We start from the raw sequence: 23,548 nt of genomic DNA on the forward strand, positions 1-23,548 counted from the left end.
TACTATGGTGTTACTTATGATTTTGTTATCAGCTTGTATGGACCGTCCATATAGTCCGAGTAAACCAATGGAGCCGAAAGAAAATATGTTGGTCATCAATATTAAGAACAATGCAAATTTTGATTTCTATGGCTTGCGAGTAGATTTGCTGAATCACTCGCAAACAACGGTGTATGCGAATTTTGAAAAGATACAGAAAGAAGATTGGCTTAGTTTCGAATTTCATGAAGACGATTTTGTTTTAGATGGGGAAGCACAAATGGGAGTGGCGATTCAATTAGAGAATGGGGACACTACTCCAATCAATAAAAAAATTCCGGTTCAATTAGAGAAGAATAAGAGCATATTCCTTCAAATTACAGGTGATGAAGTTGAAAATGCTCGCATAGAGGCTGAAATGTGATGATTTTAGGCGTTAATCCAATAGGGTTAACGCCTTTTTACTGTGTGAGGCAGGGATTTTCTCTTATGTAGCGAAGTTTTAGTACAAACGTAATCAAGACAAAGGAGCTGGTTTACAATGTGTGGGATTAGTATCTAACCATAAAGAAAGAGATTTACAGATTCCGAAACATAGGCAAAGAATAAAAGCTGCAATTGAACAAGATTTGATTCATGATCCTAACGTATTAGCTATTTATTATGGAGGTTCAATAGGAAATCAAAACACGGATTTGTTTTCAGACATTGATTTACGAATTGTTGTGAAGGATGAATGCTTCGAAGACTATCGTTTGCATAAAAAACAACGAGCTCGTAATTGGGGAAACGTACTATATTTCGAGGATTTCCCATGGACTTCATACAGTATTGCTCACTATGACTCATTTATTAAAGTAGATAGCTTTTATTATAAAATAACAGATATTCAACCTTCCATCTGGCTACAAAATATCAATATTGTTCACGATAGTACTGGATTAGTGAACGATGCGTTAGAGAAATCAATGAAGTTGATGTATAAGCCAACAATGGAAGAAGTGGAGATTTGGAGAACAAAATTCTTTGCTTATGCGCATGAAGTTTATCGGAGAGTGATGAGAAATGAATTATATTATGCTCTCCACTGTCTAGATAATATGCGGTTATCGATGGTGACTGCTTGGTATATGGATGCAGGTATTCAACCAAACACATTTGGTGATTGGGCAAAATTAGAGGGGAATAGAAGTAAACTATCAGACTCGCAATTGTTGCTTTTAGAAAAATGGGATAGCAGCCGCGATCCAACTCAAATTACACATGTGATGCAAAGTATGTTCCCGGAGTTTAAACGAGTTCATAAAAGTTTATGTGAAAAACTAGGGATAGCGGAAAATCCAGAATGGGTAGATCGTATCTTACGTATGGTGATGTGAGATATAGAAGAATCAAAGGCGGTGTATGATTCCCGAGAAGGAGAAATCTTTTCAGGAGGGAATCAAAACCGCAGTATGATTCCCAAGAAGTAGAAAAATCCCTTCAGAAGGGAATCAAAGCCGCTGAATGATTCCCAAAAAGAAGATTATATATTGGTAGGTACATATTTATATCGTAATCACAACTTTCCCTTGAGCGTGCCCTTCTTCGAAATAATGGAAAGCTTGTTGTATATTCGATAATTCATAGGTCTTATCTATAACAGATTTTACTTTACCAGATTCTAATAATTCTTTTACATAAACAAGATCTTTCTGGCTTGGTCAATGGAGGAAGTTATTCAGTTTCTTCCCGCTCATTGAAATAAAGGGACCTAGAAACATAGTTTGAAATAATTGTGCTGTAGAACCACCGCCAACAAGGACAAAGTTACCATTCTTTTTTAGTAGTTTTTTATATGCCGAAAGCGGGATGGATCCATTGACAGCGAGAATTACATCATATCGTTGAGAGGTTTGTGTGAAGTCGTCTTTTTTATAATCAATTACGTGGTCAACTCCAAGAGATTTCAGAATCTCTACATTTTTGGTACTACATACACCTGTAACTTCTCCTCCTAGGGATTTAGCTATTTGCACAGCGTAGGTACCAACTCCTCCAGATGCTCCGTAAATTAAAACCTTTTGTCCGGATGTAAGTTTCCCCTTATCACGTAAGGCTTGTAAGGCGGTGACACTCGCCATGGGTGCAGCTGCAGCTTCCTCATAGGAGATATTGCGTGGCATAAGAGCTAATGCTTTTTCTGAAACAGAAACATATTCTGCGAAACCTCCCCAACCACAACCAGAGAGATCGCCAAACACCTTATCGCCTATTTGAAATTGGGTAACATTATTGCCAATTTCCTCCACAACGCCAGCAATGTCACTTCCTGGAATGGAGTATTTTGGTTTCCTTAATCCAAAAGCGAAGCGAGCTAAAAATGGCTCCCCTCTTAATAAAACAACGTTACTAAAATTTAAGGAGGCGGCATGAACTTTTACCAAGACTTGCCCATCTAAAACGCTTGGTCTTTCTACTTCTGTTGTTTCAAGAACTTCAGGTGAACCATACTTTTTACTAACTACTGCTTTCATCGGATTTCCTCCTAATTAACATAAGTACAGTGGCTATTCACTATCTTACGAATGATAAATTAAATAGATTCATAAATTGATTGAATTTACAAAATATAAATAAAAGTTGATCATGATGCTGAGTATCTGTATATAACAATGATGACAGTTCTATTTCATTGAGTCCTATCACGTGTTACAATAAGAAGCTAAAGAAAATACTAAGTGAAAAAAGCTTGTACTTTTAAAGCATATGGAGTGGTATAAGAATGAATAAAAGATGGACAATCGAGAAAATAAAAGAATTTGTGGAGAAAAATTCGGATAGTACGTTACTAACGACAGAGTACCATGGTTTTTCTCAGAAGTTATTATTTAAATGTGCGTGTGGTACTAATTTTGAGAAGACATTTAAAAAATTTAAAGAAAATAACCAACGGAAATGTGACGTGTGCCAGCCACCGAAAGCATCCCGTTAAATACAAAAATCCTGATTTTATCTTTTTGAATTCAGGATTTTTGTGTTTAATTGCTTAATGCGTGAGATATGCTTATAAAGTAAATTAAAATAGACCAAGGTAGAGCAGTTTTAAAAGGTGAAAGGAGAACAAAATGCTTACACTTAATAAAAAGCCAGTTGTAAAAGCAGAGATGCTTATACGGAGACCTGTTGAGGAAGTATTTGAAGCATTCATTAATCCGGAAATTTCGACGAATTTTTGGTTCACAAAGAGTAGTGGAAGATTAGAAGAAGGAAAGCAGATTAAGTGGGAATGGGAAATGTATGGTGTTTCGGATGATCTTCTAGTAGAAAAAGTCGAGCAAAACAAATTGATTAGGATTCAATCATCTGATAATACGAAAACAGAATGGATATTTACGCCTAGAGGTGAAGAGGAAACTTTTGTTTCGATTACCAATTTTGATTTTCCAGGAAACGGAGATGAGATCGTCAGCTATGCAATTGATTCAATGGGAGGATACACGATGGTACTGTGCGCTCTAAAGGCACTACTCGAACATAATGTTATATTGAATGTTGTAGCAGATAAATCTCCTGATGCTCATGTATAAACTAGTATGATAACTGCCAATATTTTTTTGCCTAAGCGATAATCTATTAAAGATTGTCGCTTATTTGCGTTGGAGTGAATTTATTAATTATGCAGGGGAAAAGGTACTTCTGCCGAATTGTAGATATATATGAACTATATTTGGGGGAAAAGATATGAAAATACCTAAACATATTGTTTCAGCGGCAACAATTGTTGTGAATGATAAGGACGAATTATTATTGATCAAAGGACCTAGAAGAGGTTGGGAAATGCCAGGTGGACAAGTAGAAGAAGGAGAATCGTTGAAAGAAGCCGCAATTAGAGAAACAAAGGAAGAATCAGGGATTGATGTAGAAATTACAAAATTTTGTGGAATCTATCAAAATGTAGACAGAAGTATATGTAATACATTATTCCTGGCGAAACCAATTGGAGGAGTACCAACGACAAGTTCGGAAAGTTTGGAAGTAGGATTTTTTCCAATAGAGCAAGCATTGGAAATGGTTACTTGGAAAAACTTCAGGCAGAGAATTGAGCATTGTTTAGATGAGAGTACACATCCTTTCTATGTAGAATTCTAGCCGAAATCCTAACTACAAGTGAAAGCTAAAAATAGGTGGCGATATAATGTATGAGCAATCGAGATTAAATGATAATGCTGGTAATGGAGCACGTGGTTTACGCGCAATTCCATCCGAAGAACTACTTCATATTGTCCGAAACTCATATGGGTTCCCACATTTGAAAATAATCAAAGATCTTGGTGGGTCTTCCTGTTTAAATCTCCTCGCTATACATAACAGTGACCGCTTTGTCATCCGAGTGTACCGACCATATGTAAATGCTGCAAGATTAGCTGATATTAATCTTGTTCGTCATACACTTCATATGCAGGGAATACCCGTTTCAGAAGTCGAGCTTACTCAATCAGGACATTCATGGGTAGTTTTTGAACATCGGCTCGTGGAGGTAGAGAGATATGTAGAAAGTGATGAACACATGAATTCATGGAAGTATCTTATGAAGGGTCTTCCTCTGTTAGGACGAATCCATAGCATTCTTCAAAATATCGAGTGTAGTCCAGATGGAAAAACTCCCCGTTTTGCTAATTATATTGACCCAGAAAATGTAATGAATATGACATGGAAAGGGATAAATAGGATACGGAGATGGAATCAATCATCTGAAAATACAAAACTAGCAGATGCAGCAGAGCTGTTGGCGCAAAGTGTAATTACAACGGACATTCCTTTATTGCCTAAGCAAATTGTCCATGGGGATTACTGGGATAATAATGTGTTTTTTAAAGATGGACGAATTGTCCTAGTAAATGATTTTGATTATATGGGAGAACGTGCTCGGATTGATGATCTTGCTCTTATTTTGTACTTCTATGATTGTTCCGCAGAACCAATCACAGATAAGCGTTTAGATAAATTACGTCGACTCGTGGATGCTTACGATGAAGGGTTGAACAACCATTTATCAAAAACTGAAAGAGCTGCACTTCCAATCGCAATGGCGCGACAACCACTATGGTCAATCGGAGGCTGGATTGCCTTATTGGATGATGAAGAAGCTGCACAACGCCATGCAGCGAATATGCTCGATGAAGTACAGTGGGCTTTAAATATTATAAAGGATCTAAATCGCTGGGTGAATGCATTCAAATAAATACTCAGGATTTGTTTGGAGATTCAGGATACAAAGGATTCCTGTCATATGGGAAATTGTCAGGAATCCAATCAGCGTAGATTAGTAGAAACCTTGGAATATTTCAACATCACAAAAACTATATCGACTTTAATGTAACCTTACTAAGGTTTACGTTTGCATCACTTAGAAAGTCGTATGTTATCTTATCTACACTTACGCCTTCCAATTCAATGTCATTTACATCTGAATCATTAAATTGAACGTTATTAAGTATTACATGATGAAACTTTGTATTATCAAAACAACAAGAGTTAAATGTAACCTGATTAAATGTTCCTCCATCAATGATAACGCTATCCAAATCACAACTAGTAAAATTCACGCTATTAAATATACAATCTTTAAATACTACGTTTTGTAGATCAGAGCTTACAAAAGATGAGCTGGTAAAATTAACATTTTCAAATGTACAGTTTTCTAAATCACTGGAAGTGAATGTACTATCAGTTAAATCAGAATGTGAAAATGTGGTACCCTCTAAATCCATCGAAGTAAAATTTTCGTTACGTAGTGTAGTGGAATGGAATCTAGAATTGGGGGCAATTTCATCAGGAATATTCACACTTCCATTCTGCTTCGCCTCGTTAATGTGGTCATGAATAGATTCTACGAGCTCGGAAACTTCACCAATAGAATTAATTGTAAAATCATAGGCTTCTTTATCGTTTAAACCTTGTTGCTTATAATCATTGTATTTTTCTTTTAGGTTTTGTAAAAGTTCTTCTTGAAGTTCTTGAGCTGCAGTCACATGTAAATAAGGTGTGAAAATAGTATGCACATGCTCCTCTAATTGTTGGATCATCCTTTATTATCCTCCCTTATAGCAATCGATCTAATATAATTTTTGCTTGCTCCCAATTTTCTTTATTTTGTTTATATGTCTGTACTCCAGATGGTGAAATCTTATAATATTTGCGCCTTCCGCCTTGAGTCGCATCCCCCCAATAAGATTCAATATCCCCTTCTTTTTCAAGTCGCTTAAGACTGGAATACATGGTTGCTTCCTTTAACTCAAATTGCTCATCAGAATTTACTCGTATAAGCTTACTAATTTCATAACCGTATTTATCTCCGTCTAGTAGGAGCTTTAATATCATGGTGTCTGCATGCCCCCGGAGTAAGTCGGAGTTCAATTTTTGTTCGCCCACAAACTCACCTCCTTTAGTATAACGTAATACATATTACTATGTCTGTCAAGGTATATTGTCAGGTATAATTTTGCTGAGATCTGTTTATGTATAAATGAACGATAAAGAGGTCTAGATGGTGAAAAAGTTAGAACGCATAAACTCTTTTTATAGAGCGGGATTAAGCGAAATAAGTTTTTTGTTAGCTAAATATCTGCCCAAAAATGCAGGTTTATCTTTGAAAATAGCGAATTAAAGTAAGAAAAGGAGAATGATATGACTAAAAAATTTCATAGAGCATTTGGGGTTTATGGTGTTTGCATACAAGATGATAAACTGTTAGTAATTCATAAAAACGGTGGCCCTTATATAAATAGATATGACCTTCCTGGAGGTAGCTTAGAAGAAGGGGAGTCATTAGCGAATGCAATGAAACGTGAATTTCTAGAAGAAACTGGGCTTGCTATTAAAATTGAAGATAATATTGGAGTGATCGACTTTACACTCCCTTGGTTATGGAAGGAATTTACACATGTCCATCATATAGCAGTTTATTACATGGTGAAAATAGTAGGTGGAGAAATCATCGTGCCGGAACAATTTGAGGGGCAAGATTCGCTTGGAGCTGTATGGGTTTCGGAGTCTGATGTTCATATTAATAATGCTTCACCATTGGTGCTGAAGGCATTTGAATGGATAAGAACAAAGAATTTAGATATAGATGCAGTTAGCTATGATGAATGGGAAGTACTACAATATTGTATTTGAAAAAAATAAAAGAAAGTGAAGATATGCATCATGACAAAAAACAAAATGAATCCTAAAATTGATGAATTTTTAAATAAGACGACTAAGTGGCAGGAAGAAATGACGCAGCTACGAGAAATCATTTTAGAATGCGGACTTACGGAAGAATTGAAATGGAATAAACCATGTTATACGTTTCAAAACAATAATATCGCCATCATGCAACCATTTAAGGAATACTTTGCGCTGATGTTTTTTAAGGGAATCTTGATAACTGATGTGAACAATATTCTAGTCAAACCTGGAGAAAATTCACAAACTCAACGTCAGATTCGTTTTACGAATACAGAAGAGGTAGTTCAGCTAGAGTCTATAATAAAAGATTACATTAATGAAGCAGTAGAAAAAGCGAATGTGGAAGTGAATGTTGATAAGAAAGAGGAATTAGAGATTCCAGTGGAATTGCTTCAGAAATTCGACGAATATCCAGATTTGAAAACTGCTTTTGAAGCTTTAACACTAGGTCGGCAAAGAGCATATGTAATCTATTTTTCCAAAGCGAAGCAATCCAAGACGCGAGAGTCGAGAATTGAAAAATATATGGAGCAAATTCTCGCCGGAAAAGGATTGCATGATTAGTTCTAGGGGGTGAATGGTTATTATTAATCGTGCTATGAATATTGTTGTGATAGATTACGATCAAAATTGGAAACAATTATTTGAAACAGAAGCTGCCTTAGTAAAGGGGATTTTTAAGGAGGAACTTGTTGGAATTCATCATATCGGCAGTACAGCAATCCCAAATTTAAAAGCGAAGCCGATCATCGATATGATGCCAATAGTAAAGGACATGGAGAAAGTTGATAATTTCAATAAAAGCATGGTTGAAATTGGTTACGAACCACTCGGGGAGTTTGGCATGAAAGGAAGACGTTATTTCCGAAAAGGTGGAGAAAACCGCACACACCAAATCCATGTTTTTCAGTATGACAATACAAACGAAATTGAACGCCATTTAGCAGTTCGTGATTATTTGAGAGCTCATGAAAATGAGAAGATAGCATATGGAAAGTTGAAGGAACACCTTGCGAAAGAGTTTCCAAAAGACATTGAAGCATACAGCAATGGTAAACATGAGTTCGTGAAAAATTTGGAGAAAAGAGCACTTGAGTGGAGTAGGAACAGAATATGAAATGATTGGAGTGGTGATGTAAATGCCCATTATTCGGCACGAAATTTTTATACAAGCTCCAATAGATATTTGCTTTGATCTAGCTAGAGATGTAGAAATACATACGAAGACCACAACAAGAACAAAGGAGAAAGCAGTTGGCGGTGTTACACAAGGGTTATTAGAAGAAGGCGATCATGTTACGTGGGAAGCAACTCACTTCGGTATAAAACAAAAGTTAACAGCGAAAGTAACCTATTTGAAGAAACCAACGAAATTTGTGGATGTGATGGTGAAAGGTGCATTCCATTCTTTTACTCATACCCATCAATTTATGGAGAAAGAAAAGGGAACTATCATGGTGGATATCTTTGAATATAAATCCCCATTAGGTCCCTTAGGTGTTATAGCAGATAAATTATTTTTAGAAAAATATATGACTGAATTTATAAGATCACGTGCAAAAGCGTTGAAAAAGATTGCTGAAAGCAGCCAATAGTTAGGATGATTCAGCATCTTTTTTTATACTAGTCGAAATAAACATGGAAGCATCTTGTTTCATGAAAATATTTTCCCCGTGATAAAATGTTTTCATTTCCATAGAGGAGAAACCAACCTGGGACAATGTTTCTTTTAGCTCTTCATGCGCAAAGCCATTATGAACTTTCGGATGATATATTTTGTCGTTCTTATCAAAATCAACAATAATAAGCTTTCCACCATTATTTAACATCCCGAATAAATTATGTAGTATCTTTTTAGTATCGGGAATATGAAGAAGAACGAGCGACATGAGAATGATATCTACCTTTACATCAGGGGTTTCTTGAGTAAAATCGGAGTATAGCACCTTAGCGTTTGGAATTCCTCTTTGCGTAATCTTAGCCTCTGCAACCTCTAACATTTGTTGGGATGAGTCTACCAACAAAATAGATTGTACTAAATCAACTAACTCTAAACTAACTAGCCCCGTACCACTCCCATAATCCATCAAAGTTTTCGTTTCGCAATTCTGTAATGTAGAGCGGACTTCTTTAGCAATCACATTAGCTAATTCTATTCTATCTTCTGTATCATACCTTTTTGCCATCTGTTCAAACACGTTATTTTCCATATTAACTCCTTTTGTTTATTCAGTGTTTTTTAGTATGACCATATTAACAATGATAATTTAGGCTGTCTAATTAAACGAACTGAATTAAATTAACAATAAGTGCAGGGAAATATTGCTATTTGTCGAAATTATAGATAGTAGTTTTTTATAGATATAAATGAAAGAAGGTAATTTTAATTAAGATCATATGTTTTGTACTTTTATTAGCACCATTATCCTTTCTGTATCACTACTTTGAAACATCTCAGTTTCCGAATGGTTCCCCGTTTTTATTAACAGGAATAATATTATTTGTTATTTTTACAGGACTTTTATTAAGGAAAATCAAACTTCTATTTATTCTTATAGCACAGATCATCAGCATTATTTTCTCAGTAGTGTTAGGGGGAAGGTTAATAACGCCTCCTAATAATTCTTGGTTTAATCCATTAGGAATGAACCTCACAATTCTATTAACTGGGCTATTTATTTTCATCGGGATGTTAGTAATTCGGTATGTTTCAAATATGGTAATTAATAATTGGAAAATGAAGAGGGTAGAACTGGAATAACAATTTATAGTAAAAAAAATAACTTTTGCCAAGAATGTTATTGATATATAAAGTATCAAATTAATATTAGTTGCCCTAAAAAGCATTTGGGATGAACCAAATGCTTTTTACATAATTATTCGGTTACCTTTGTTACAAAAGATGGTATGGTTTTACTCAAGAAAAAGAAAAATTAATGTCACGAATGCCCGACTTTTTAAGAGGGGATAACACATTAAATAATTAAAAAATACTCACAAAGGGGGAGCTTACATGTCGCAAGTATTTTTAATTCGTCCATCAATGGATTATGAATCTGAATATCTATCTTTTTATCAAGAGTGGAAAGAAAGTGGAGAGGTCATGGTACCTTGGGTAATAAGTTTGGAACCATCAAACTTTCAAGAGATGATTAAATCATTACTAGACTCGGAGAAAGAGGAAAATATTCCTGAAAAGTGGGTGCCTGCCTCCACATATTGGCTAGTGGACGAAAACAAAAAAGTGATAGGTGCTGTTAATATCCGTCATCGATTAACAAAGAGATTATTAGACCGAGGTGGCCACATTGGATACGGTATCCGTCCCTCTGAACCTCGAAAAGGATATGCAACAAAACTATTATCTTTATCTCTACAGAAAACTAGAGAGTTAGGATTGGAGAAGGTTCTTGTTACTTGTGATGAACATAACATTGCATCAGAAAAAACAATTTTGAATAACGGTGGAGTTCCAGATACGATTTTTATTGAAGAAGACGGAAATGTAATCAAAAGGTTTTGGATCGAATTATAAATTCGAAAAGCCTCTATAGGAGGAGATTTTACAGTGGAAGAATGTCCATTTTGTCATCTTGAATCAGTAGAAGAGCAAGAAGTAATTCTAAGAAATGAACATTGTATGTTTTTACAAATTCCGCAAGAAGTGTTAATTGGTTCTGGCATCATAGTTCCGATTGAACATCGTGAAACAGTTTTCGATTTAACAGTGGATGAGTGGTCTGCAACCTATTCTTTATTGCATGAGGTAAAAGCTCTTTTAGATGAAAAATACCGACCGGATGGTTATAACATTGGCTGGAACTGCAATACGACAGGTGGTCAGCATATTATGCATGCCCATCTACACGTAATTCCTCGTTTTAGTGACGAACCCTATGCAGGCAAAGGAATTCGGCATTGGTTAAAAAGTATAGAAAACCAGCAGCGGCCTGGTTGATGACTTAACGATTGCAACAAATTAATCTAGTTTTGTTAGGTGTAGCTCTCCAATCTCTCAGGTAAATTTATTCTCATATCTTTTACTAAAATGAGGCATATTATTAGAACGGAATAGATTTAAATTGGAGGTTATTCAATTGGGAAGTCACCATGAGCAAGTTAAGTTAACTTCTGCTGAACTGTCATATTTATGGAGTACATATATGGCAGACAGTATGTCAGTTTGTGTTTTTACGTATTTTCTTAAAAATGTTGAGGATCGCCAAATAGAAAAATTAATGGCACACTCCATAGATTTATCTAAACAACATTTAGAGAAAATTCGGCAAATCTTCGCTAAGGAAGAAATTCAGGTACCAATAGGTTTTATTGAAAAGGACGTTAATACAAAAGCAAAACGTCTGTTTACGGATACTTTCTATATAAAATATATGAAGCAAATGACAAATGGTGGTATAACTACATATGGAAGAGTTTTACAGCATATTTATAGACAAGATATACGCGGGTTTTTTTCAAAATGTTTAACCTCAACGGTGCAACTTTATAATGAAATTACAGAAGTTCTGATAGATAAAGGGCTAGATTCACGCCCGCCCACTATACCATATCCGCAAAAAAATGAGTTTGTACAGAAACAATCGTTTTTATTGGAGGGGCTTGGAAGACGGGAAGCACTAACTGGAGAAGAAGTAAGCCAGCTGCAGTTTAATATTGAAACAAATCAAATAGGAACAAGCCTAGCAACAGCTTTTTCTCAAGTAACTGGGACGAAAAAGGTTCGTGATTATATGCTAAGAGGAAAAGAAATTGCCTTAAAGCATATTAGTGTTTTTGGTGATTACTTAAAAAATAATTCATTGCCGGTTCCAATGTCATTTGATCACGAAGTCACGGATTCTACAGAATCCCCTTTTTCTGATAAATTAATGATGTTCCACTTTGGACTAATGATGTACGCTGGAATTGGTAACTACGGAGCAGCTATTTCTGCTAGTCGAAAAAGTGATTTGGTTGTTGACTTTACCCGTTTGTCGGGAGAAATTTTAAAGTATGCGGAAGATGGTGTCAATATATTGATTGCAAACGAATGGTTAGAGCAGCCTCCTCTAGCAATTTCTAGGGAAGAATTGGCTAAGGACTAGCATAAGTTTTATACACATAGAGGAAAAGAAGAAGAGCGCTCTTTTTTCTCCATGTGTATATTCTAGCTAATTTTAATCATTCAGTCGAAAAGTAGGTTAATAGGGTAATTGCGTTCTGGGGTCTTATTTAAGTGAGTCATTTTAAAAAAATAAATACATAGAAAACAGTTAATAGTTTTACAAAAACATGAGGTAAGTCGGTGAAGTTAATGGAGGTTGTGTTAGAAAGGGCAACGAATAATGATGCACAAGCAATTTTTGAACTTCAAGTTGAATCATTTATGCCATTGTTACAAAAATATCAAGATTACGAAACAAATCCTGCAAATGAAACAATCGAAAAAGTGATAAGAAGAATTAATCGATCAAATGGTGGGTTTTATAAAATACTCGCAGACAATATTCTAGTAGGTGCTATCTGTATTTACTGGAAAGAGAACTATCAGTTTTGTATTAGTCCAATGTTCATTCACCCAGCATTTCAAGGAAACGGAATTGCTCAGAAAACTATAACGATCATCGAGAAAATGTTCCCGAAAGCACAATCGTGGGAACTAGATACATTATTAGAAGAAGAACGAAATTGTCATCTATATGAAAAGATGGGATATAGCCAAACAGGAGTTAAAAAGAAGTTAAATGAGTACGCAACTCTTGTATTCTATAAAAAAGTTTTAAAAGATTAAATACAACGAGTTTGGTTTAGTATAAGGGGGCTTACATGTTAAAAGGGAGGAAATTCAGTTATTTCATTATTTCAGTATTATCTTTATTGCTATTAACAGGCTGTCCTGGAGTCCAGGATTTTAGTTTAGAACTTCCAGGTGATTATTCAGTTGAAAGTCTTTCCGCACATCAAGTAATAATATCATCAGAGACATCAAGGCAGATTAGTGATACACACTGGAGTAGTATAATTATTCCAGCAAAAGTGGTGATGTTGGGATGGGATGATAACTACATTCTTGTGAAACAACTTGGATTGAAGAGAGACCCGAATAGTAATAATGGCTATAAAATACCGGATGAGGATAATGCGAACTTTTGGATATTGGCTGTTCATTCAGAAGAGGTATATGGTCCATTTGATGAGGGTGATTTTGAAGAAAAAAGGAATGAGTTAGGTGTCCTGGAGAGTGTAAAACTGAAGTATGTGAATGAATATAGGTAGTTTTTTACTTGAAAATCAAAGATTTAGAGGTCTATAAATGGAAAACGAATTTATTAAGATATTTGATGACAAAAGAAATGTCATAGGGGTTGCTTCCCGTAGTGATGTCCATAGATTAGGATATTGGCATGAAACTTTTCATTGTTGGTTTGTGACGAATATAAATGGTAAAGAGTATATTTATCTACAACTACGGAGTGATGAAAAGAAAGACTATCCGGGGCTATTGGATATTACAGTTGGTGGACATTTACTGGCAGATGAATCCGTTCAGGATGGTATTAGGGAGATAAAAGAGGAAGTCGGTATTGATGTTGATTTTTATGATTTACAGAAGTTAGGCATTCTAGAATACTGTGTAATAAATGAGAATCTTATTGACAAAGAATTGGCACATACTTTTCTGTATAAATGTGAACATCAACTAACGGATTTTACTGTTCAAATAGATGAAGTTGCTGGAATTGTGCTAGTGGAATTGAAGGATTTCAGTGAGCTTTGGTTAGGCGAGCGAGAAACAATCCAAGTTAGCGGCTTTAAAATAGATAAAGAAGGTAATAAAAATATGTTTGCTGAAACTGTAGGTAAGGATAAATTTGTACCTCATGACACTTTATTTTATCAGGAGGTCGTCCAAAAAATAAAAGAACATGTAACAAGTTGACTTGTTTTTGTATCGAGGGAACGGACATGTTTGCTGCAATGAAAATTTGAATTTCTACAGATTTTATTTTTTTGTGGAAGTAATAAAACAATCTTGGAGGCAGTATGAATAATTCATATCAACAAAAGATTATAGAATCATATAACAATATGGCTACGGAAAGAGATCAAGTTAAGCTGCAAGATTGGAAAGTGAAAGAAAGATCTATATTTATAAATAAAATAAAAAGTGATAAATATAGCCGTTTATTGGAAATTGGAGCGGGAACAGGGAAGGATAGTCTTTATTTTAAAGATGAAGGATTACATCCTATCTGTACGGATATTTCTCCTGAAATGGTCAAGATATGTAAAGAGAAGGGTTTAGACGCTCAAGTGATGAGCTTCTATCATCTTGAATTTCCAGACAATCACTTTGAAGCTATATGGGCCCTTAATTGTTTACTACATGTTCCAAAAGAAAGCATAAGAACTGTCCTTCAGGAGATGAAAAGGGTTTTGATAACAGGTGGCTTATTTTATCTCGGTGTTTATGGCGGAGAAAATCATGAAGGGATTTGGGAAGAAGATCCCTATAACCCAAAGAGATTCTTTTCCTTTTATGATGATGAGTCCATAAAAGAATTACTATCTGAGTTCTTTTACATAGAGTATTTTAATGTAGTATCAAAAGAGGTAGTAGGTGGGAAATATCATTTTCAATCTATCATTTTGAGAAAATAAATGTGTGGAAGTAAAAAAATATGAATAATTAATTTGGGATGTGAGGGGGAACACTGATGCAAATTACACCTGAATCTTCAAATTTTGATGAGTACCTAAAAGAATCAGAGGTCATTAATTATTCCCATCCATTAATTAGTAAGACTGTTAAAGAATTATTTAATGAAGAACAATCTGAATTAGAAAAAGTTAAAGTGGCTTATGAATTTGTCAGAGATCAAGTTTCTCACTCCTGGGATATACAAAGTAATAAAGTTACCTGTAAAGCATCAGACGTTCTAAAGTATAAAGAAGGTATTTGTTATGCTAAATCAAATTTATTAGCAGCTTTATTAAGAGCAATCAATATACCAACGGGTTTTTGTTATCAAAGGTTAATGTTATTTGATTCTCCAGAGGGTGGCTATTCACTTCACGCACTTAATGGGGTTTATTTGAAAACGTTAAATCGCTGGGTACGTTTAGATGCTCGTGGAAATAAGCAAGGGGTACAAGCTGAGTTTTCGGTCCATGAAGAAAAATTAGCATTTAATATCAGAGAAGATTTGGATGAAATAGACTACCCGATTATTTATACTTCTCCTAACGAAAAAACTATTGCAACATTAGATACGAATGCAAATGCATTAATAATGTATACTCAAAACTTACCTGATAGGCTTTAAATTTGAAAAACCTCTCACGGAATATTCCTGAAAATTATATTCACTCTGCTTTCATTACAAATATATATATATCAGGCAATCTCTTTGAATAAAGAAATTGCCTGACTGTGTTCGATTTCAAATACTTTTTACCGCTGTTTTTAGAGTTTCCTGTTTTTGTTGATCATACATTGCATAAATTTCAAAGGTCCCCTCCTCAAAAAATAAAGGGAATCTTCTTTTGAACCAGTCTTGCATAGGCAAATTTAGTGCCTCGTCGATTGGTACCCAAAGTAGTTCTCCTTCAGGCGGATTTTCTAGTAATTCCCCTTCATAAGAAGTGGCAAGATAATTAAATACCATATATCTAAAATTGTTATTTGGATCTACAAACTCATCTATCCCTTTATAGATTAAGTTTTTAACTGTTAGCCCGGTTTCTTCCCTGACTTCTCGAATAGCTGCTTCCGTTAAGCTCTCTGGGAATTCAACTTTTCCTCCAGGACCAAGATAGCCAGGAAATCCACGTTTACTTGGTCTTTTTAATAAAAGCACCTTATCTCCATCTTGTACTAAACACATTGTATATAAGCTTATTTTTGTATCTTCAGCCAATTGTATGTACCCCTTAATAGATTAGTAGTTTTTCACGATCATATTTATTATAAATTATATAGTAAAAACATGGAAAAGTGGCAGGTGTATTTTAGAGATTATCGAATAAGGTAGTAAGAACACCTGAAAAAAACTGGGAACATGTAATATATCGATGACTCATTCCTAATATTAAGGAGCAACATCTCGTAAAGGAGAGATTCTGTAAGTGATTAAAGCTGCTATATTTGATTTAGATGGAACATTATTAGATAGGGATAGTTCAGTAAAATCTTTCATTAATCGCCAATATGAAAGGCTGATTCTCGATTTAGGGCATATCCCGAAAGAGAAGTATGTTGCAAGATTTATAGAATTGGATAAACGAGGGTATGTCTGGAAGGATAAAGTGTACCAACAATTAGTCGAGGAATTTGAGATTTCCGAGATAACTTGGGAAGAACTACTTCAAGATTATATTATTGAATTTAAAAATCACTGTATTGCTTTTCCTAATCTTAGACAAATGTTAGTTGAATTGAAAACAAGTAATATTCTCTTGGGGATGATTACAAATGGGTATGGGCAATTTCAAATGGATAATATAGTTGCTTTGGGCATCAAAGAGTTTTTTGATGTTATTTTGGTATCGGAGTGGGAAGGGATAAAAAAGCCAGATCCTGAAATGTTTCATAGAGCAATAAATAAACTAGGTGTATCAGCTCATGAATGTATATTTATTGGAGACCATCCAGTAAATGATGTAGCAGCTGCTCAAAGAGTTGGAATGATGGGGGTTTGGAAGAAGGATTTTCAGTGGAAAAATGTCAATGCAGATTACATAGTAGATGATTTGGTAGAGATTCCATTTATTATTAGGGAGATAGATTAAGGAGATGGACATGATGTTTAAAATTAGATTAGCATCTTTAAATGATCTCCAAGGAATTGCGAAAGTGCATATTGATAGTTGGCACACTACATATAAAGGAATTGTTGCAGATGAATTTATTGCTAGCCTAACATATGAATGGTCCAAAGAACGTCAGAGATACCTTATAGAAAATGAAGACACATTTATTTTTGTTGCTGAAGATATGAACGGCAATATAGTTGGTTTTGCTTCAGGAGGACCTGAGCGGAATAACGATCCAATATATAAGGGAGAACTTTATGCTATATATCTATTGAAAGAATATCAGAGTAAAGGAATTGGAAAACAATTATTCAACGCGGTGATAAAACACTTATCCACTAACGGCATCAATTCTTTACTAGTCCTTGTATTAGAAGATAACACTCCTGCAATAAAATTTTATGAAGCACTAGGAGGTGAAAGAGTAAAAGAAGGGATATTGGAGCTAGAAGGTATTCAATATAAAGATATTGGATATGGTTGGCTAGATACATCTGTTTTAATTTGACTACTTACAATTTTAATAGATTACGAGCTGAATTCAGTCTGATTCAGCTCTTTTATTTTGAGCTCCGTTGCGGTTTAAATTCTTTAGCAGGAATTAAAGTATTTATCTTGAATAAGTATATTAATTTTACAAATGTGTTTTTAAAGGAGATTACAAGATGATTCCCTTACATATGGTTTCAACAGGTGGAGTGTTGCTTAGAGATAACGAAGTGTTGCTAGTTCAAGTAAACTATGGAACAAATAAGGGTCTATGGATGATTCCAGGTGGAGTTGTTGAGGTGGGGGAATCACTAGAAGAGGCAGTTGTGAGGGAGATGAGGGAAGAGACGGGGTTAATATTAGCACCTAAGAGAATAGTAGGGATTAGAAACGGAGTTAAGCAAGTTCGTGAAAATAAAGAAGGCTCCATTTATGTAGTATTTGAAATGGAGTTTATATCAGAAACCGATCAAGTAATAGATTCAAATGAAATTTCAAATATTGCGTATTTCCCAATAGAAGATGCTTTGTCACATCCAAACGTGATTGATTTGACGAAGGAATTTATAAAAGCCACTTTAGAACCAACCTCGGGTCTGCAGAAAGTAGAGCAAGATATAGCGACCAACACAAAATACATATCATATGACGTATATAGGGCGTAAAAATGATGAAAACCAGAGGAATCTATCATGAAAATAAGAAGCTCCGTTCAAGCAGTAATTATTAGGGAGAACAAGTTATTAACTGTAAAAAAATTTGATTATAACGAGTATACGAATATCTTACCGGGTGGTGGACAAGAACCAGGGGAGCCGCTTAAAGAGGCGGTTGTTAGAGAATGCTTAGAGGAATTAGGAGTACATGTTGATGTAAAAGAGCTTCTATTTGTAAGTGAATATATTGGGAGAAATCACGAACATGCAAAATGGGATAGTGAGGTTCATGTAGTTGTGCATCTATTTGCTTGTACACTTGAGAATGAGATACATACGTTCAAAGGCACAAATCCTGACAGTGATCAAGTTGGAGTTGAATGGATAGCGTTGGATGAATTGGCCAATTCTAATTTTCGCCCAAAAGCACTGATTCCACATCTATTAATGTATAAGACGCAAGGTGAAGTTAAATCGATGTATATTGGAGATATGGGGTGAAAAATCAGAAAATTCATTATTAAGTATTAAGGTAATATTTCCTAACATATAAATATGAAAGGAGATGGAAAATAAGGAGGCGCAAAATGGCTAATCCGATTGTTGAGAGGTCATTAGACGAAATTCAATTTTGGTCAAGGATTATGAAGGAGCATGCTTTATTTTTAAGCCTTGGATTTACCCATGAGCAGAAGCAATTAATTGCAGAAGCCCAACAGTTCATTACTCTTTTTGAACGAATAGAGGAGAAGCTGGCAAGGTTAAACGTAAATTCGGATATTCGCCAAGTTCAAGCTTTTAACTCTGAGGTTTATCAAGCAGCTGTTTCTATTTGGAGCTTTAAGAGAAAAGTATTAGGGTTAACTTTGCGTTGTGAAATCCAATCCAATAACTTTCCATTATTAGTTGATCATATTAGCAGAGAAGCCGCCTATTTTGCCAACAGAATAAAAGACCTCAACGAAGGAAAACTAGCCCCTGAACGCGATACGATTATTCAAGAAAACCTATTCTTTTTAAGGATTATGGCTGACCATGCTAAATTTATCGGGCATCTCTTAGATCCTTCAGAAAGAAAGCTGGTAGATCAGGCGAGGGAGTTTGGTCATGATTTTGACCAACTAGTTTTCCAAGCGATTGACCTAGACTCGATGCGTCCACACTCCGAAACGGTTCCAATATTAGATCAATTCTTGGATCAAAACAGAGTTTCTGTAGCTTCATTACGGGATTTTAAGAAAACAGCAAGGGAATTAATAGAGGCTTGTCGAATTAAAAGTAATATTCATCCACTTTTGGCTGATCATACATTCAGAGAAGCTGAAAGATTTTTGGAAATAATAGATTTATTTGATGCTCATCTTTCAAACCAATAAGTAAATGAAGTTTTGCTGCCATATAAGGCAGCTTTTTTCATGGAGAGTTTGGGCAGGGATTTTAAGTGTTTTCTCATGTAAATAGTGGTTACTGAAGGGAGGAGTTTCTTTGACTAATAACGAAGTCTTATCTAATACTTTTTTAATCTTTGCTGAAAAAGAATGCAAAGGCTCAAGTGCTCTATACGAATTTTTATCTATCCAAATTTCTAAGGACGATGAGTTGTTAGTAATTTGTTCTAATGCTGCTGCAGGACAACCTGTTCCCAATCTCTTGTTTGGCGCAGTTCATTATCTTTTACTAAAAGGAAAAGAACATCCATTAAAAGAGTTTTATCCGAGTATTGTCGATAATCCGAGATCATCTAAAGATTCATTTAAATTCTTTAAGGATTTTTGTATTACATATCGGAATGATATTGTGCAAATTCTTAAAACTAGGCTAGTGCAAACGAACGAAGTAAGAAGATGTTCTTATCTTTATCCAGTTTTTTGTACAGTTTATGAAAAAACAAAGAAACCCCTAGCACTTATTGAAATCGGTACAAGTGCAGGGCTACAGCTTCTATGGGATCAATATTCATACTCCTATGGGACAAATGAGATATATGGGAATAGAGATTCCCGGCTTCATTTAACATCAGAAATAAAAGGAGATAATGCTCCAATTCTACATTTGACACCACCGCAAGTATCAACAAGGATAGGTATCGATCTAAATACAATAAACCTACAAAATGAAGATGATAAATTATGGCTAACTTCCTTAATATGGCCTGAACATAAAGAAAGGATTTCTATGTTTGAAGAGGCTGCAAGTTATGTAAGTGAAGTTCCTTTAAAGTTAATGGAAGGTGATGGTGTCACTTTATTACCGAATATTATTAACAACATTTCAATAGACAGTGTCATTTGTATTTTTCACACGCATGTGGCTAACCAAATGTCATTAGAAATAAAGAAACAGCTTTTACAAACGGTAGAGGAAATTGGTAGAAACAGAGACGTATTTCATATTTACAATAACATTCAAGATAGATATTTACATTTAGACTTTTATGTAAATGGAGTAGAAAATAAATATACAATAGCTGAAACAGATGGACATGGCCGTTGGTTTGAATGGAAAGGATTCATTATGGAGGAGGATAACGATGGCAACAAATGAATATCATGATTTCTATTGTGATGAGGTACTAAATGGGAGAACATCTGTAAATGTCGTTTTGGAAACGGAAAATGTTTTAGCTTTTCACCATACTCGACCTTATTGGGAAGAACATATTGTTGTCATTCCGAAAAAGCATATAGAGTCCATCATTACTGTTCAAGAAGAAGAAAACGTTATAATGCAGGAAATATTTAGTGTTATTCAAGTAGTTGCTACTGAAATGAATGAGAAGTTTGGTGCTTGTACCGTTTCTATGAATGTCGGTGAATATCAAACGACTAAACATATGCACTGGCATGTAATTTATGGGAAACGAATTAGAGATTAATAAGTTGATAGATACAAATGATGAAAAGGAGAAATGATGATGGAAAAAGAAACTGTAGCTTCAACTAAGTCGAAAGAATTTATAATGTTGCCGGATGCGTACAGAAAAGAACATGAGAAACAGGGAATTATTGAAAGTTTACATTATCATGTCCCTAACCTAAACGATGGTTCAAATACGAAGCACTTGAATGTGTATCTTCCGTATTGTTATGACGCTACTGATACGAATAGGAAGTATAATGTTTTATATTTGATGCATGGTGGCGGTGAAGATGAGAATCTTCTATTTGGCGGTCCGGGTGAAAACAGAGAATTAAAGAATATACTGGATAATATGATTGCCAATGGCGATGTCGAACCTCTCATCGTTGTAACACCAACATTTAACGGTCTGAAAAATGGCTTAAAAAATGACCCTAAACTTGCTCATGTGGAGTCCCTGGATCATCCTTTACCAATAGTAGAAACGAAATATTTTCATGATGAATTGGTTCATGACATAATTCCGTTTGTAGAAACGAAGTATCACACCCATGTAACAACGGCGGATAAAGAAGATTTGAAAGCTAGCCGTGCCCATAGAGCCTTCGGAGGATTTTCGATGGGGTCAGTCACTACTTGGTATACATTCATTCATGCGCTTGATTACGTCCAATATTTTATTCCTTTATGTGGTGATTGTTGGGCAATTACTCAGAAGGCGGAAGGTAAAATGGCAAAAGAAACTGCTGAATACTTAGCGAAAGTTGCAAAAGATAGTGGCTATAGTCCCAAGGATTACTATTTATTCTGTGCTTCTGGCATTCAAGATATTGCTTACCCGAACATGAAACCGCAAATGGATGAGATGAAAAAACTAACCGATCGCTTTCTATATTCATCAGACCCAAAAGAAGGAAACTTTTATTTTATAGAAGCGGAAGGCGGTATCCATACATGGCACTGGGTGAACCAATTTATTTACAATATACTGCCGGATTTGTTTTTTAAAATATAAAAATAGGCCATTTAGCTTTCCAATCTGAAAGCTCGATGGCCTTTATGATTAATTTTGATTTTCCAAATATGTTAAGGAAACCTTCAGATTAGCGTTTCTCTCACGTATTCGATCTAGTAAGTCTTTGTCATTAACATCATTTTTACTGCGAATGGCATAAGTATACAAAATCATTGTTCCGAGATTAGTAGTTTCCACTTGGCGTAAGGTATGACTAATCGTAAATTGGTTAAAGATATCATCCAGTAGATTTTCATGATTTAGATTTTCTGGGACAGTTACTTTTAAAATTTGTGTATCTTTCCCTTTTCCATAATTGTATTTATGAAGAAAATAAAATATAAGACAAGAAAAAGCAGTTAGTAAGATTGCTAAATCAAATTGATAAAGTCCGCTCGTCATACCTACTGATAAACCGAAGAAGATATAAGCAATATCCTTTGCATCTGTAACCGCACTTCTAAAACGAATGAGAGAAAATACAGCGAATAGCCCAAATGCAACTCCAGCATTACCACTTACTACTTTCATAATAACCGAGACAACGACACTCATAATAACAATCGTATGGACAAAATTTTGTGAATAGCGCTCACCTGTGAATGTTAGTTGATACACCTTTGTGATGATGATACTAAGGATTGTTGTGATTACCATTGCTAATAGACTCATTAAATAGGTTGATTGACTTCCGTTTATTTGAAATAAGATTTCCATTTTACATCGCTCCTACAGTTACATTTTCTTTTACTACATGATTTGGAATTGTATTGCTTTTTAACAGTTCCAGACTGGTACAAAACTTCGACGCACTTCTTTGTTCACAATTAAGTTGTTGTAAAATTCGAGTAAGCCATAATGGCACACTATCATTTACTTTTACTTCAAGTACAACAAGATCAGGATCAATGAAATATGCTCCATATGGGCCATTTTCTAGAGAAAGATCATTATTTCTACAACGTAAATTAAAATCGAAAGTTATCCTCAAGTCGGGATCGGTTATACAATGCAGTGCATGACGGTCATAGCTGACAATCATTTCCGGCTCCAAACGATATAAGTTACGGAAATAATCAATTTCTCGTAAGACTTGTAAATTCGATCCTTCGTAATTATCAATACATGGATCTTGGCGTTCGATATATCGATAGGCTTCAGACAACGGAAGAAGCATTCTCCTTTTATTGACGACCTTTTTATGCTTTTGCTTTACTTCAAAAAAAGCAGTCCCATTAATGTCCGTATTATCATAGATTCGTAATCGAAGCTTTTGACGGTATTTAAGTTTATTCTTAGTTTCAAAGTAAATTTTGTGATCGTCACTTTCAAAATATAGACTTGTGACAGTGTACCTTCCATCTATTCCATACTTATCAGGACGCATGTTTGGTGAGATTAGTTGGACTAATTGTTTGTACTGTTTTGTCGTTATTAAATATTTTTGTTCCTTTCTTCTAAAGATTTCAATTGCCATTTCCTTCATCCTCCTTGTGTGTAATTTCATTCTATAAGTCTC

General features: G+C 34.9%; 32 protein-coding genes and 1 pseudogene. 26 read left to right on the forward strand and 7 right to left on the reverse strand.

Going from position 1 to position 23,548, the window contains the following annotated elements; genetic code table 11:
- Positions 1-7 precede the first annotated feature (7 nt).
- Complete coding sequence (locus ACFPM4_RS05180) at positions 8-403, forward strand: hypothetical protein (RefSeq protein WP_382348570.1); 396 nt, start codon at positions 8-10, stop codon at positions 401-403.
- Between the two features lie 121 nt (positions 404-524).
- Positions 525-1,358 (forward strand): nucleotidyltransferase domain-containing protein, encoded by an 834-nt coding sequence (locus ACFPM4_RS05185; protein WP_382348573.1) that lies wholly within the window; start codon positions 525-527, stop codon positions 1,356-1,358.
- A 168-nt stretch (positions 1,359-1,526) separates the two neighbouring features.
- Here ACFPM4_RS05185 and ACFPM4_RS05190 read toward each other — a convergent pair.
- Positions 1,527-2,495: pseudogene (locus ACFPM4_RS05190) on the reverse strand (NAD(P)-dependent alcohol dehydrogenase).
- 248 nt (positions 2,496-2,743) lie between these two features.
- Between ACFPM4_RS05190 and ACFPM4_RS05195 the strand changes: the two are divergent.
- The 4 genes from ACFPM4_RS05195 (at position 2,744) to ACFPM4_RS05210 (ending at position 5,203) form a co-directional block, all read left to right on the forward strand.
- Complete coding sequence (locus tag ACFPM4_RS05195) at positions 2,744-2,953, forward strand: hypothetical protein (RefSeq protein WP_382348576.1); 210 nt, start codon at positions 2,744-2,746, stop codon at positions 2,951-2,953.
- A gap of 133 nt (positions 2,954-3,086) precedes the next feature.
- Positions 3,087-3,548: an SRPBCC family protein gene (locus ACFPM4_RS05200; protein WP_382348579.1), complete on the forward strand. Its 462-nt coding sequence runs from the start codon at positions 3,087-3,089 to the stop codon at positions 3,546-3,548.
- 154 nt (positions 3,549-3,702) lie between these two features.
- On the forward strand, positions 3,703-4,110 hold the full coding sequence (locus ACFPM4_RS05205; protein WP_144926552.1) for an NUDIX hydrolase: 408 nt from the start codon (positions 3,703-3,705) through the stop codon (positions 4,108-4,110).
- A gap of 46 nt (positions 4,111-4,156) precedes the next feature.
- The gene (locus ACFPM4_RS05210; protein ID WP_382348582.1) at positions 4,157-5,203 is read left to right on the forward strand and encodes a phosphotransferase enzyme family protein; all 1,047 of its coding nucleotides are present in this window, start codon (positions 4,157-4,159) and stop codon (positions 5,201-5,203) included.
- Positions 5,204-5,321: 118 nt separating this feature from the next.
- Here ACFPM4_RS05210 and ACFPM4_RS05215 read toward each other — a convergent pair whose 3' ends face one another.
- Both ACFPM4_RS05215 and ACFPM4_RS05220 read right to left on the reverse strand, forming a co-directional pair.
- Positions 5,322-6,047, reverse strand: a complete 726-nt coding sequence (locus ACFPM4_RS05215; protein WP_382348585.1) for a pentapeptide repeat-containing protein — start codon at positions 6,045-6,047, stop codon at positions 5,322-5,324.
- 16 nt (positions 6,048-6,063) lie between these two features.
- Complete coding sequence (locus ACFPM4_RS05220) at positions 6,064-6,393, reverse strand: PadR family transcriptional regulator (protein ID WP_144926561.1); 330 nt, start codon at positions 6,391-6,393, stop codon at positions 6,064-6,066.
- 255 nt (positions 6,394-6,648) lie between these two features.
- Here ACFPM4_RS05220 and ACFPM4_RS05225 point away from each other — a divergent pair, with 255 nt between their 5' ends.
- From ACFPM4_RS05225 to ACFPM4_RS05240, 4 genes are read left to right on the forward strand one after another with little or no spacing between them, the layout of a single operon-like run.
- Positions 6,649-7,140, forward strand: coding sequence for an NUDIX hydrolase (locus ACFPM4_RS05225; protein ID WP_382348588.1), 492 nt, complete (start codon positions 6,649-6,651; stop codon positions 7,138-7,140).
- A 30-nt stretch (positions 7,141-7,170) separates the two neighbouring features.
- A complete protein-coding gene (locus tag ACFPM4_RS05230) occupies positions 7,171-7,758 on the forward strand; it encodes a YdeI/OmpD-associated family protein (protein WP_382348591.1) in 588 nt (195 codons plus the stop codon).
- Positions 7,759-7,771: 13 nt separating this feature from the next.
- Positions 7,772-8,311 carry a GrpB family protein gene (locus ACFPM4_RS05235; protein WP_382348594.1) on the forward strand — a complete coding sequence of 180 codons (540 nt, stop codon included), beginning with the start codon at positions 7,772-7,774 and terminating at the stop codon, positions 8,309-8,311.
- A gap of 22 nt (positions 8,312-8,333) precedes the next feature.
- Positions 8,334-8,789, forward strand: a complete 456-nt coding sequence (locus ACFPM4_RS05240) for an SRPBCC family protein (protein WP_382348597.1) — start codon at positions 8,334-8,336, stop codon at positions 8,787-8,789.
- Here ACFPM4_RS05240 and ACFPM4_RS05245 read toward each other — a convergent pair whose 3' ends face one another.
- On the reverse strand, positions 8,790-9,404 hold the full coding sequence (locus ACFPM4_RS05245) for a class I SAM-dependent methyltransferase (RefSeq protein WP_382348600.1): 615 nt from the start codon (positions 9,402-9,404) through the stop codon (positions 8,790-8,792). It abuts the gene before it with no gap.
- An 803-nt stretch (positions 9,405-10,207) separates the two neighbouring features.
- Here ACFPM4_RS05245 and ACFPM4_RS05250 point away from each other — a divergent pair.
- The 8 genes from ACFPM4_RS05250 to ACFPM4_RS05285 all read left to right on the forward strand — a co-directional run bounded on the left by ACFPM4_RS05250 (position 10,208) and on the right by ACFPM4_RS05285 (position 15,521).
- Positions 10,208-10,729, forward strand: a complete 522-nt coding sequence (locus tag ACFPM4_RS05250) for a GNAT family N-acetyltransferase (RefSeq protein ID WP_382348603.1) — start codon at positions 10,208-10,210, stop codon at positions 10,727-10,729.
- A 33-nt stretch (positions 10,730-10,762) separates the two neighbouring features.
- The gene (locus ACFPM4_RS05255; protein ID WP_382348606.1) at positions 10,763-11,152 is read left to right on the forward strand and encodes an HIT family protein; all 390 of its coding nucleotides are present in this window, start codon (positions 10,763-10,765) and stop codon (positions 11,150-11,152) included.
- Between the two features lie 139 nt (positions 11,153-11,291).
- A complete protein-coding gene (locus tag ACFPM4_RS05260; RefSeq protein ID WP_382348609.1) occupies positions 11,292-12,299 on the forward strand; it encodes a DUF3231 family protein in 1,008 nt (335 codons plus the stop codon).
- A gap of 209 nt (positions 12,300-12,508) precedes the next feature.
- The gene (locus tag ACFPM4_RS05265) at positions 12,509-12,985 is read left to right on the forward strand and encodes a GNAT family N-acetyltransferase (protein WP_382348932.1); all 477 of its coding nucleotides are present in this window, start codon (positions 12,509-12,511) and stop codon (positions 12,983-12,985) included.
- Positions 12,986-13,020: 35 nt separating this feature from the next.
- Complete coding sequence (locus ACFPM4_RS05270) at positions 13,021-13,470, forward strand: DUF3997 domain-containing protein (RefSeq protein ID WP_382348612.1); 450 nt, start codon at positions 13,021-13,023, stop codon at positions 13,468-13,470.
- Positions 13,471-13,507: 37 nt separating this feature from the next.
- Positions 13,508-14,134, forward strand: coding sequence for an NUDIX hydrolase (locus tag ACFPM4_RS05275; protein ID WP_382348615.1), 627 nt, complete (start codon positions 13,508-13,510; stop codon positions 14,132-14,134).
- Positions 14,135-14,238: 104 nt separating this feature from the next.
- Positions 14,239-14,856: a class I SAM-dependent methyltransferase gene (locus tag ACFPM4_RS05280; RefSeq protein ID WP_382348618.1), complete on the forward strand. Its 618-nt coding sequence runs from the start codon at positions 14,239-14,241 to the stop codon at positions 14,854-14,856.
- Positions 14,857-14,912: 56 nt separating this feature from the next.
- A complete protein-coding gene (locus ACFPM4_RS05285; protein WP_382348621.1) occupies positions 14,913-15,521 on the forward strand; it encodes a transglutaminase-like domain-containing protein in 609 nt (202 codons plus the stop codon).
- A gap of 117 nt (positions 15,522-15,638) precedes the next feature.
- Here the strand turns inward: ACFPM4_RS05285 and ACFPM4_RS05290 are convergent, their stop codons facing one another.
- Entirely contained in the window at positions 15,639-16,082 is a 444-nt protein-coding gene (locus tag ACFPM4_RS05290) for an 8-oxo-dGTP diphosphatase (RefSeq protein ID WP_382348935.1), read from the reverse strand.
- A gap of 241 nt (positions 16,083-16,323) precedes the next feature.
- On the opposite strand from ACFPM4_RS05290, the gene ACFPM4_RS05295 reads away from it, so the two are divergent.
- From ACFPM4_RS05295 to ACFPM4_RS05330, 8 genes are all read left to right on the forward strand, one after another.
- Positions 16,324-16,986 (forward strand): HAD family hydrolase, encoded by a 663-nt coding sequence (locus ACFPM4_RS05295; RefSeq protein WP_382348624.1) that lies wholly within the window; start codon positions 16,324-16,326, stop codon positions 16,984-16,986.
- 13 nt (positions 16,987-16,999) lie between these two features.
- Positions 17,000-17,518, forward strand: coding sequence for a GNAT family N-acetyltransferase (locus ACFPM4_RS05300; RefSeq protein WP_382348627.1), 519 nt, complete (start codon positions 17,000-17,002; stop codon positions 17,516-17,518).
- Positions 17,519-17,675: 157 nt separating this feature from the next.
- On the forward strand, positions 17,676-18,164 hold the full coding sequence (locus tag ACFPM4_RS05305) for an NUDIX domain-containing protein (RefSeq protein ID WP_382348630.1): 489 nt from the start codon (positions 17,676-17,678) through the stop codon (positions 18,162-18,164).
- Positions 18,165-18,191: 27 nt separating this feature from the next.
- The gene (locus ACFPM4_RS05310) at positions 18,192-18,656 is read left to right on the forward strand and encodes an NUDIX domain-containing protein (RefSeq protein ID WP_382348633.1); all 465 of its coding nucleotides are present in this window, start codon (positions 18,192-18,194) and stop codon (positions 18,654-18,656) included.
- Between the two features lie 86 nt (positions 18,657-18,742).
- Positions 18,743-19,531 carry a DUF2935 domain-containing protein gene (locus ACFPM4_RS05315; RefSeq protein ID WP_382348636.1) on the forward strand — a complete coding sequence of 263 codons (789 nt, stop codon included), beginning with the start codon at positions 18,743-18,745 and terminating at the stop codon, positions 19,529-19,531.
- Between the two features lie 109 nt (positions 19,532-19,640).
- Positions 19,641-20,699 (forward strand): DUF2332 domain-containing protein, encoded by a 1,059-nt coding sequence (locus tag ACFPM4_RS05320; protein ID WP_382348639.1) that lies wholly within the window; start codon positions 19,641-19,643, stop codon positions 20,697-20,699.
- Positions 20,686-21,030, forward strand: coding sequence for an HIT family protein (locus ACFPM4_RS05325; RefSeq protein ID WP_382348642.1), 345 nt, complete (start codon positions 20,686-20,688; stop codon positions 21,028-21,030). The genes ACFPM4_RS05320 and ACFPM4_RS05325 overlap by 14 nt, the downstream gene beginning before the upstream one ends.
- Before the next feature lie 39 nt (positions 21,031-21,069).
- Positions 21,070-22,029 carry an alpha/beta hydrolase gene (locus tag ACFPM4_RS05330; protein ID WP_382348645.1) on the forward strand — a complete coding sequence of 320 codons (960 nt, stop codon included), beginning with the start codon at positions 21,070-21,072 and terminating at the stop codon, positions 22,027-22,029.
- A 48-nt stretch (positions 22,030-22,077) separates the two neighbouring features.
- Here ACFPM4_RS05330 and ACFPM4_RS05335 read toward each other — a convergent pair whose 3' ends face one another.
- Both ACFPM4_RS05335 and ACFPM4_RS05340 read right to left on the reverse strand, forming a co-directional pair.
- Entirely contained in the window at positions 22,078-22,746 is a 669-nt protein-coding gene (locus ACFPM4_RS05335) for a DUF4956 domain-containing protein (RefSeq protein WP_382348648.1), read from the reverse strand.
- Position 22,747: 1 nt separating this feature from the next.
- A complete protein-coding gene (locus tag ACFPM4_RS05340; RefSeq protein WP_382348651.1) occupies positions 22,748-23,506 on the reverse strand; it encodes a polyphosphate polymerase domain-containing protein in 759 nt (252 codons plus the stop codon).
- Positions 23,507-23,548: the final 42 nt, after the last annotated feature.

The organism is Lederbergia graminis, assembly GCF_042655485.1.
GTDB lineage: Bacteria > Bacillota > Bacilli > Bacillales > Bacillaceae_C > Lederbergia > Lederbergia graminis.

What these genes read in the sequence shown, in the direction of transcription:
- ACFPM4_RS05270 (WP_382348612.1), top strand. Translation starts at nt 13,021, where the DNA reads ATGTTAAAAGGGAGGAAATTCAGTTATTTCATTATTTCAGTATTATCT.
- ACFPM4_RS05305 (WP_382348630.1), top strand. Translation starts at nt 17,676, where the DNA reads ATGATTCCCTTACATATGGTTTCAACAGGTGGAGTGTTGCTTAGAGAT.
- ACFPM4_RS05335 (WP_382348648.1), bottom strand. Translation starts at nt 22,746, where the DNA reads ATGGAAATCTTATTTCAAATAAACGGAAGTCAATCAACCTATTTAATG.
- ACFPM4_RS05285 (WP_382348621.1), top strand. Translation starts at nt 14,913, where the DNA reads ATGCAAATTACACCTGAATCTTCAAATTTTGATGAGTACCTAAAAGAA.
- ACFPM4_RS05310 (WP_382348633.1), top strand. Translation starts at nt 18,192, where the DNA reads ATGAAAATAAGAAGCTCCGTTCAAGCAGTAATTATTAGGGAGAACAAG.
- ACFPM4_RS05315 (WP_382348636.1), top strand. Translation starts at nt 18,743, where the DNA reads ATGGCTAATCCGATTGTTGAGAGGTCATTAGACGAAATTCAATTTTGG.
- ACFPM4_RS05245 (WP_382348600.1), bottom strand. Translation starts at nt 9,404, where the DNA reads ATGGAAAATAACGTGTTTGAACAGATGGCAAAAAGGTATGATACAGAA.
- ACFPM4_RS05210 (WP_382348582.1), top strand. Translation starts at nt 4,157, where the DNA reads ATGTATGAGCAATCGAGATTAAATGATAATGCTGGTAATGGAGCACGT.
- ACFPM4_RS05325 (WP_382348642.1), top strand. Translation starts at nt 20,686, where the DNA reads ATGGCAACAAATGAATATCATGATTTCTATTGTGATGAGGTACTAAAT.
- ACFPM4_RS05265 (WP_382348932.1), top strand. Translation starts at nt 12,509, where the DNA reads ATGGAGGTTGTGTTAGAAAGGGCAACGAATAATGATGCACAAGCAATT.
- ACFPM4_RS05250 (WP_382348603.1), top strand. Translation starts at nt 10,208, where the DNA reads ATGTCGCAAGTATTTTTAATTCGTCCATCAATGGATTATGAATCTGAA.
- ACFPM4_RS05225 (WP_382348588.1), top strand. Translation starts at nt 6,649, where the DNA reads ATGACTAAAAAATTTCATAGAGCATTTGGGGTTTATGGTGTTTGCATA.
- ACFPM4_RS05275 (WP_382348615.1), top strand. Translation starts at nt 13,508, where the DNA reads ATGGAAAACGAATTTATTAAGATATTTGATGACAAAAGAAATGTCATA.
- ACFPM4_RS05205 (WP_144926552.1), top strand. Translation starts at nt 3,703, where the DNA reads ATGAAAATACCTAAACATATTGTTTCAGCGGCAACAATTGTTGTGAAT.
- ACFPM4_RS05195 (WP_382348576.1), top strand. Translation starts at nt 2,744, where the DNA reads ATGAATAAAAGATGGACAATCGAGAAAATAAAAGAATTTGTGGAGAAA.
- ACFPM4_RS05330 (WP_382348645.1), top strand. Translation starts at nt 21,070, where the DNA reads ATGGAAAAAGAAACTGTAGCTTCAACTAAGTCGAAAGAATTTATAATG.
- ACFPM4_RS05240 (WP_382348597.1), top strand. Translation starts at nt 8,334, where the DNA reads ATGCCCATTATTCGGCACGAAATTTTTATACAAGCTCCAATAGATATT.
- ACFPM4_RS05215 (WP_382348585.1), bottom strand. Translation starts at nt 6,047, where the DNA reads ATGATCCAACAATTAGAGGAGCATGTGCATACTATTTTCACACCTTAT.
- ACFPM4_RS05280 (WP_382348618.1), top strand. Translation starts at nt 14,239, where the DNA reads ATGAATAATTCATATCAACAAAAGATTATAGAATCATATAACAATATG.
- ACFPM4_RS05230 (WP_382348591.1), top strand. Translation starts at nt 7,171, where the DNA reads ATGACAAAAAACAAAATGAATCCTAAAATTGATGAATTTTTAAATAAG.
- ACFPM4_RS05200 (WP_382348579.1), top strand. Translation starts at nt 3,087, where the DNA reads ATGCTTACACTTAATAAAAAGCCAGTTGTAAAAGCAGAGATGCTTATA.
- ACFPM4_RS05300 (WP_382348627.1), top strand. Translation starts at nt 17,000, where the DNA reads ATGTTTAAAATTAGATTAGCATCTTTAAATGATCTCCAAGGAATTGCG.
- ACFPM4_RS05235 (WP_382348594.1), top strand. Translation starts at nt 7,772, where the DNA reads ATGGTTATTATTAATCGTGCTATGAATATTGTTGTGATAGATTACGAT.
- ACFPM4_RS05290 (WP_382348935.1), bottom strand. Translation starts at nt 16,082, where the DNA reads ATGTGTTTAGTACAAGATGGAGATAAGGTGCTTTTATTAAAAAGACCA.
- ACFPM4_RS05340 (WP_382348651.1), bottom strand. Translation starts at nt 23,506, where the DNA reads ATGGCAATTGAAATCTTTAGAAGAAAGGAACAAAAATATTTAATAACG.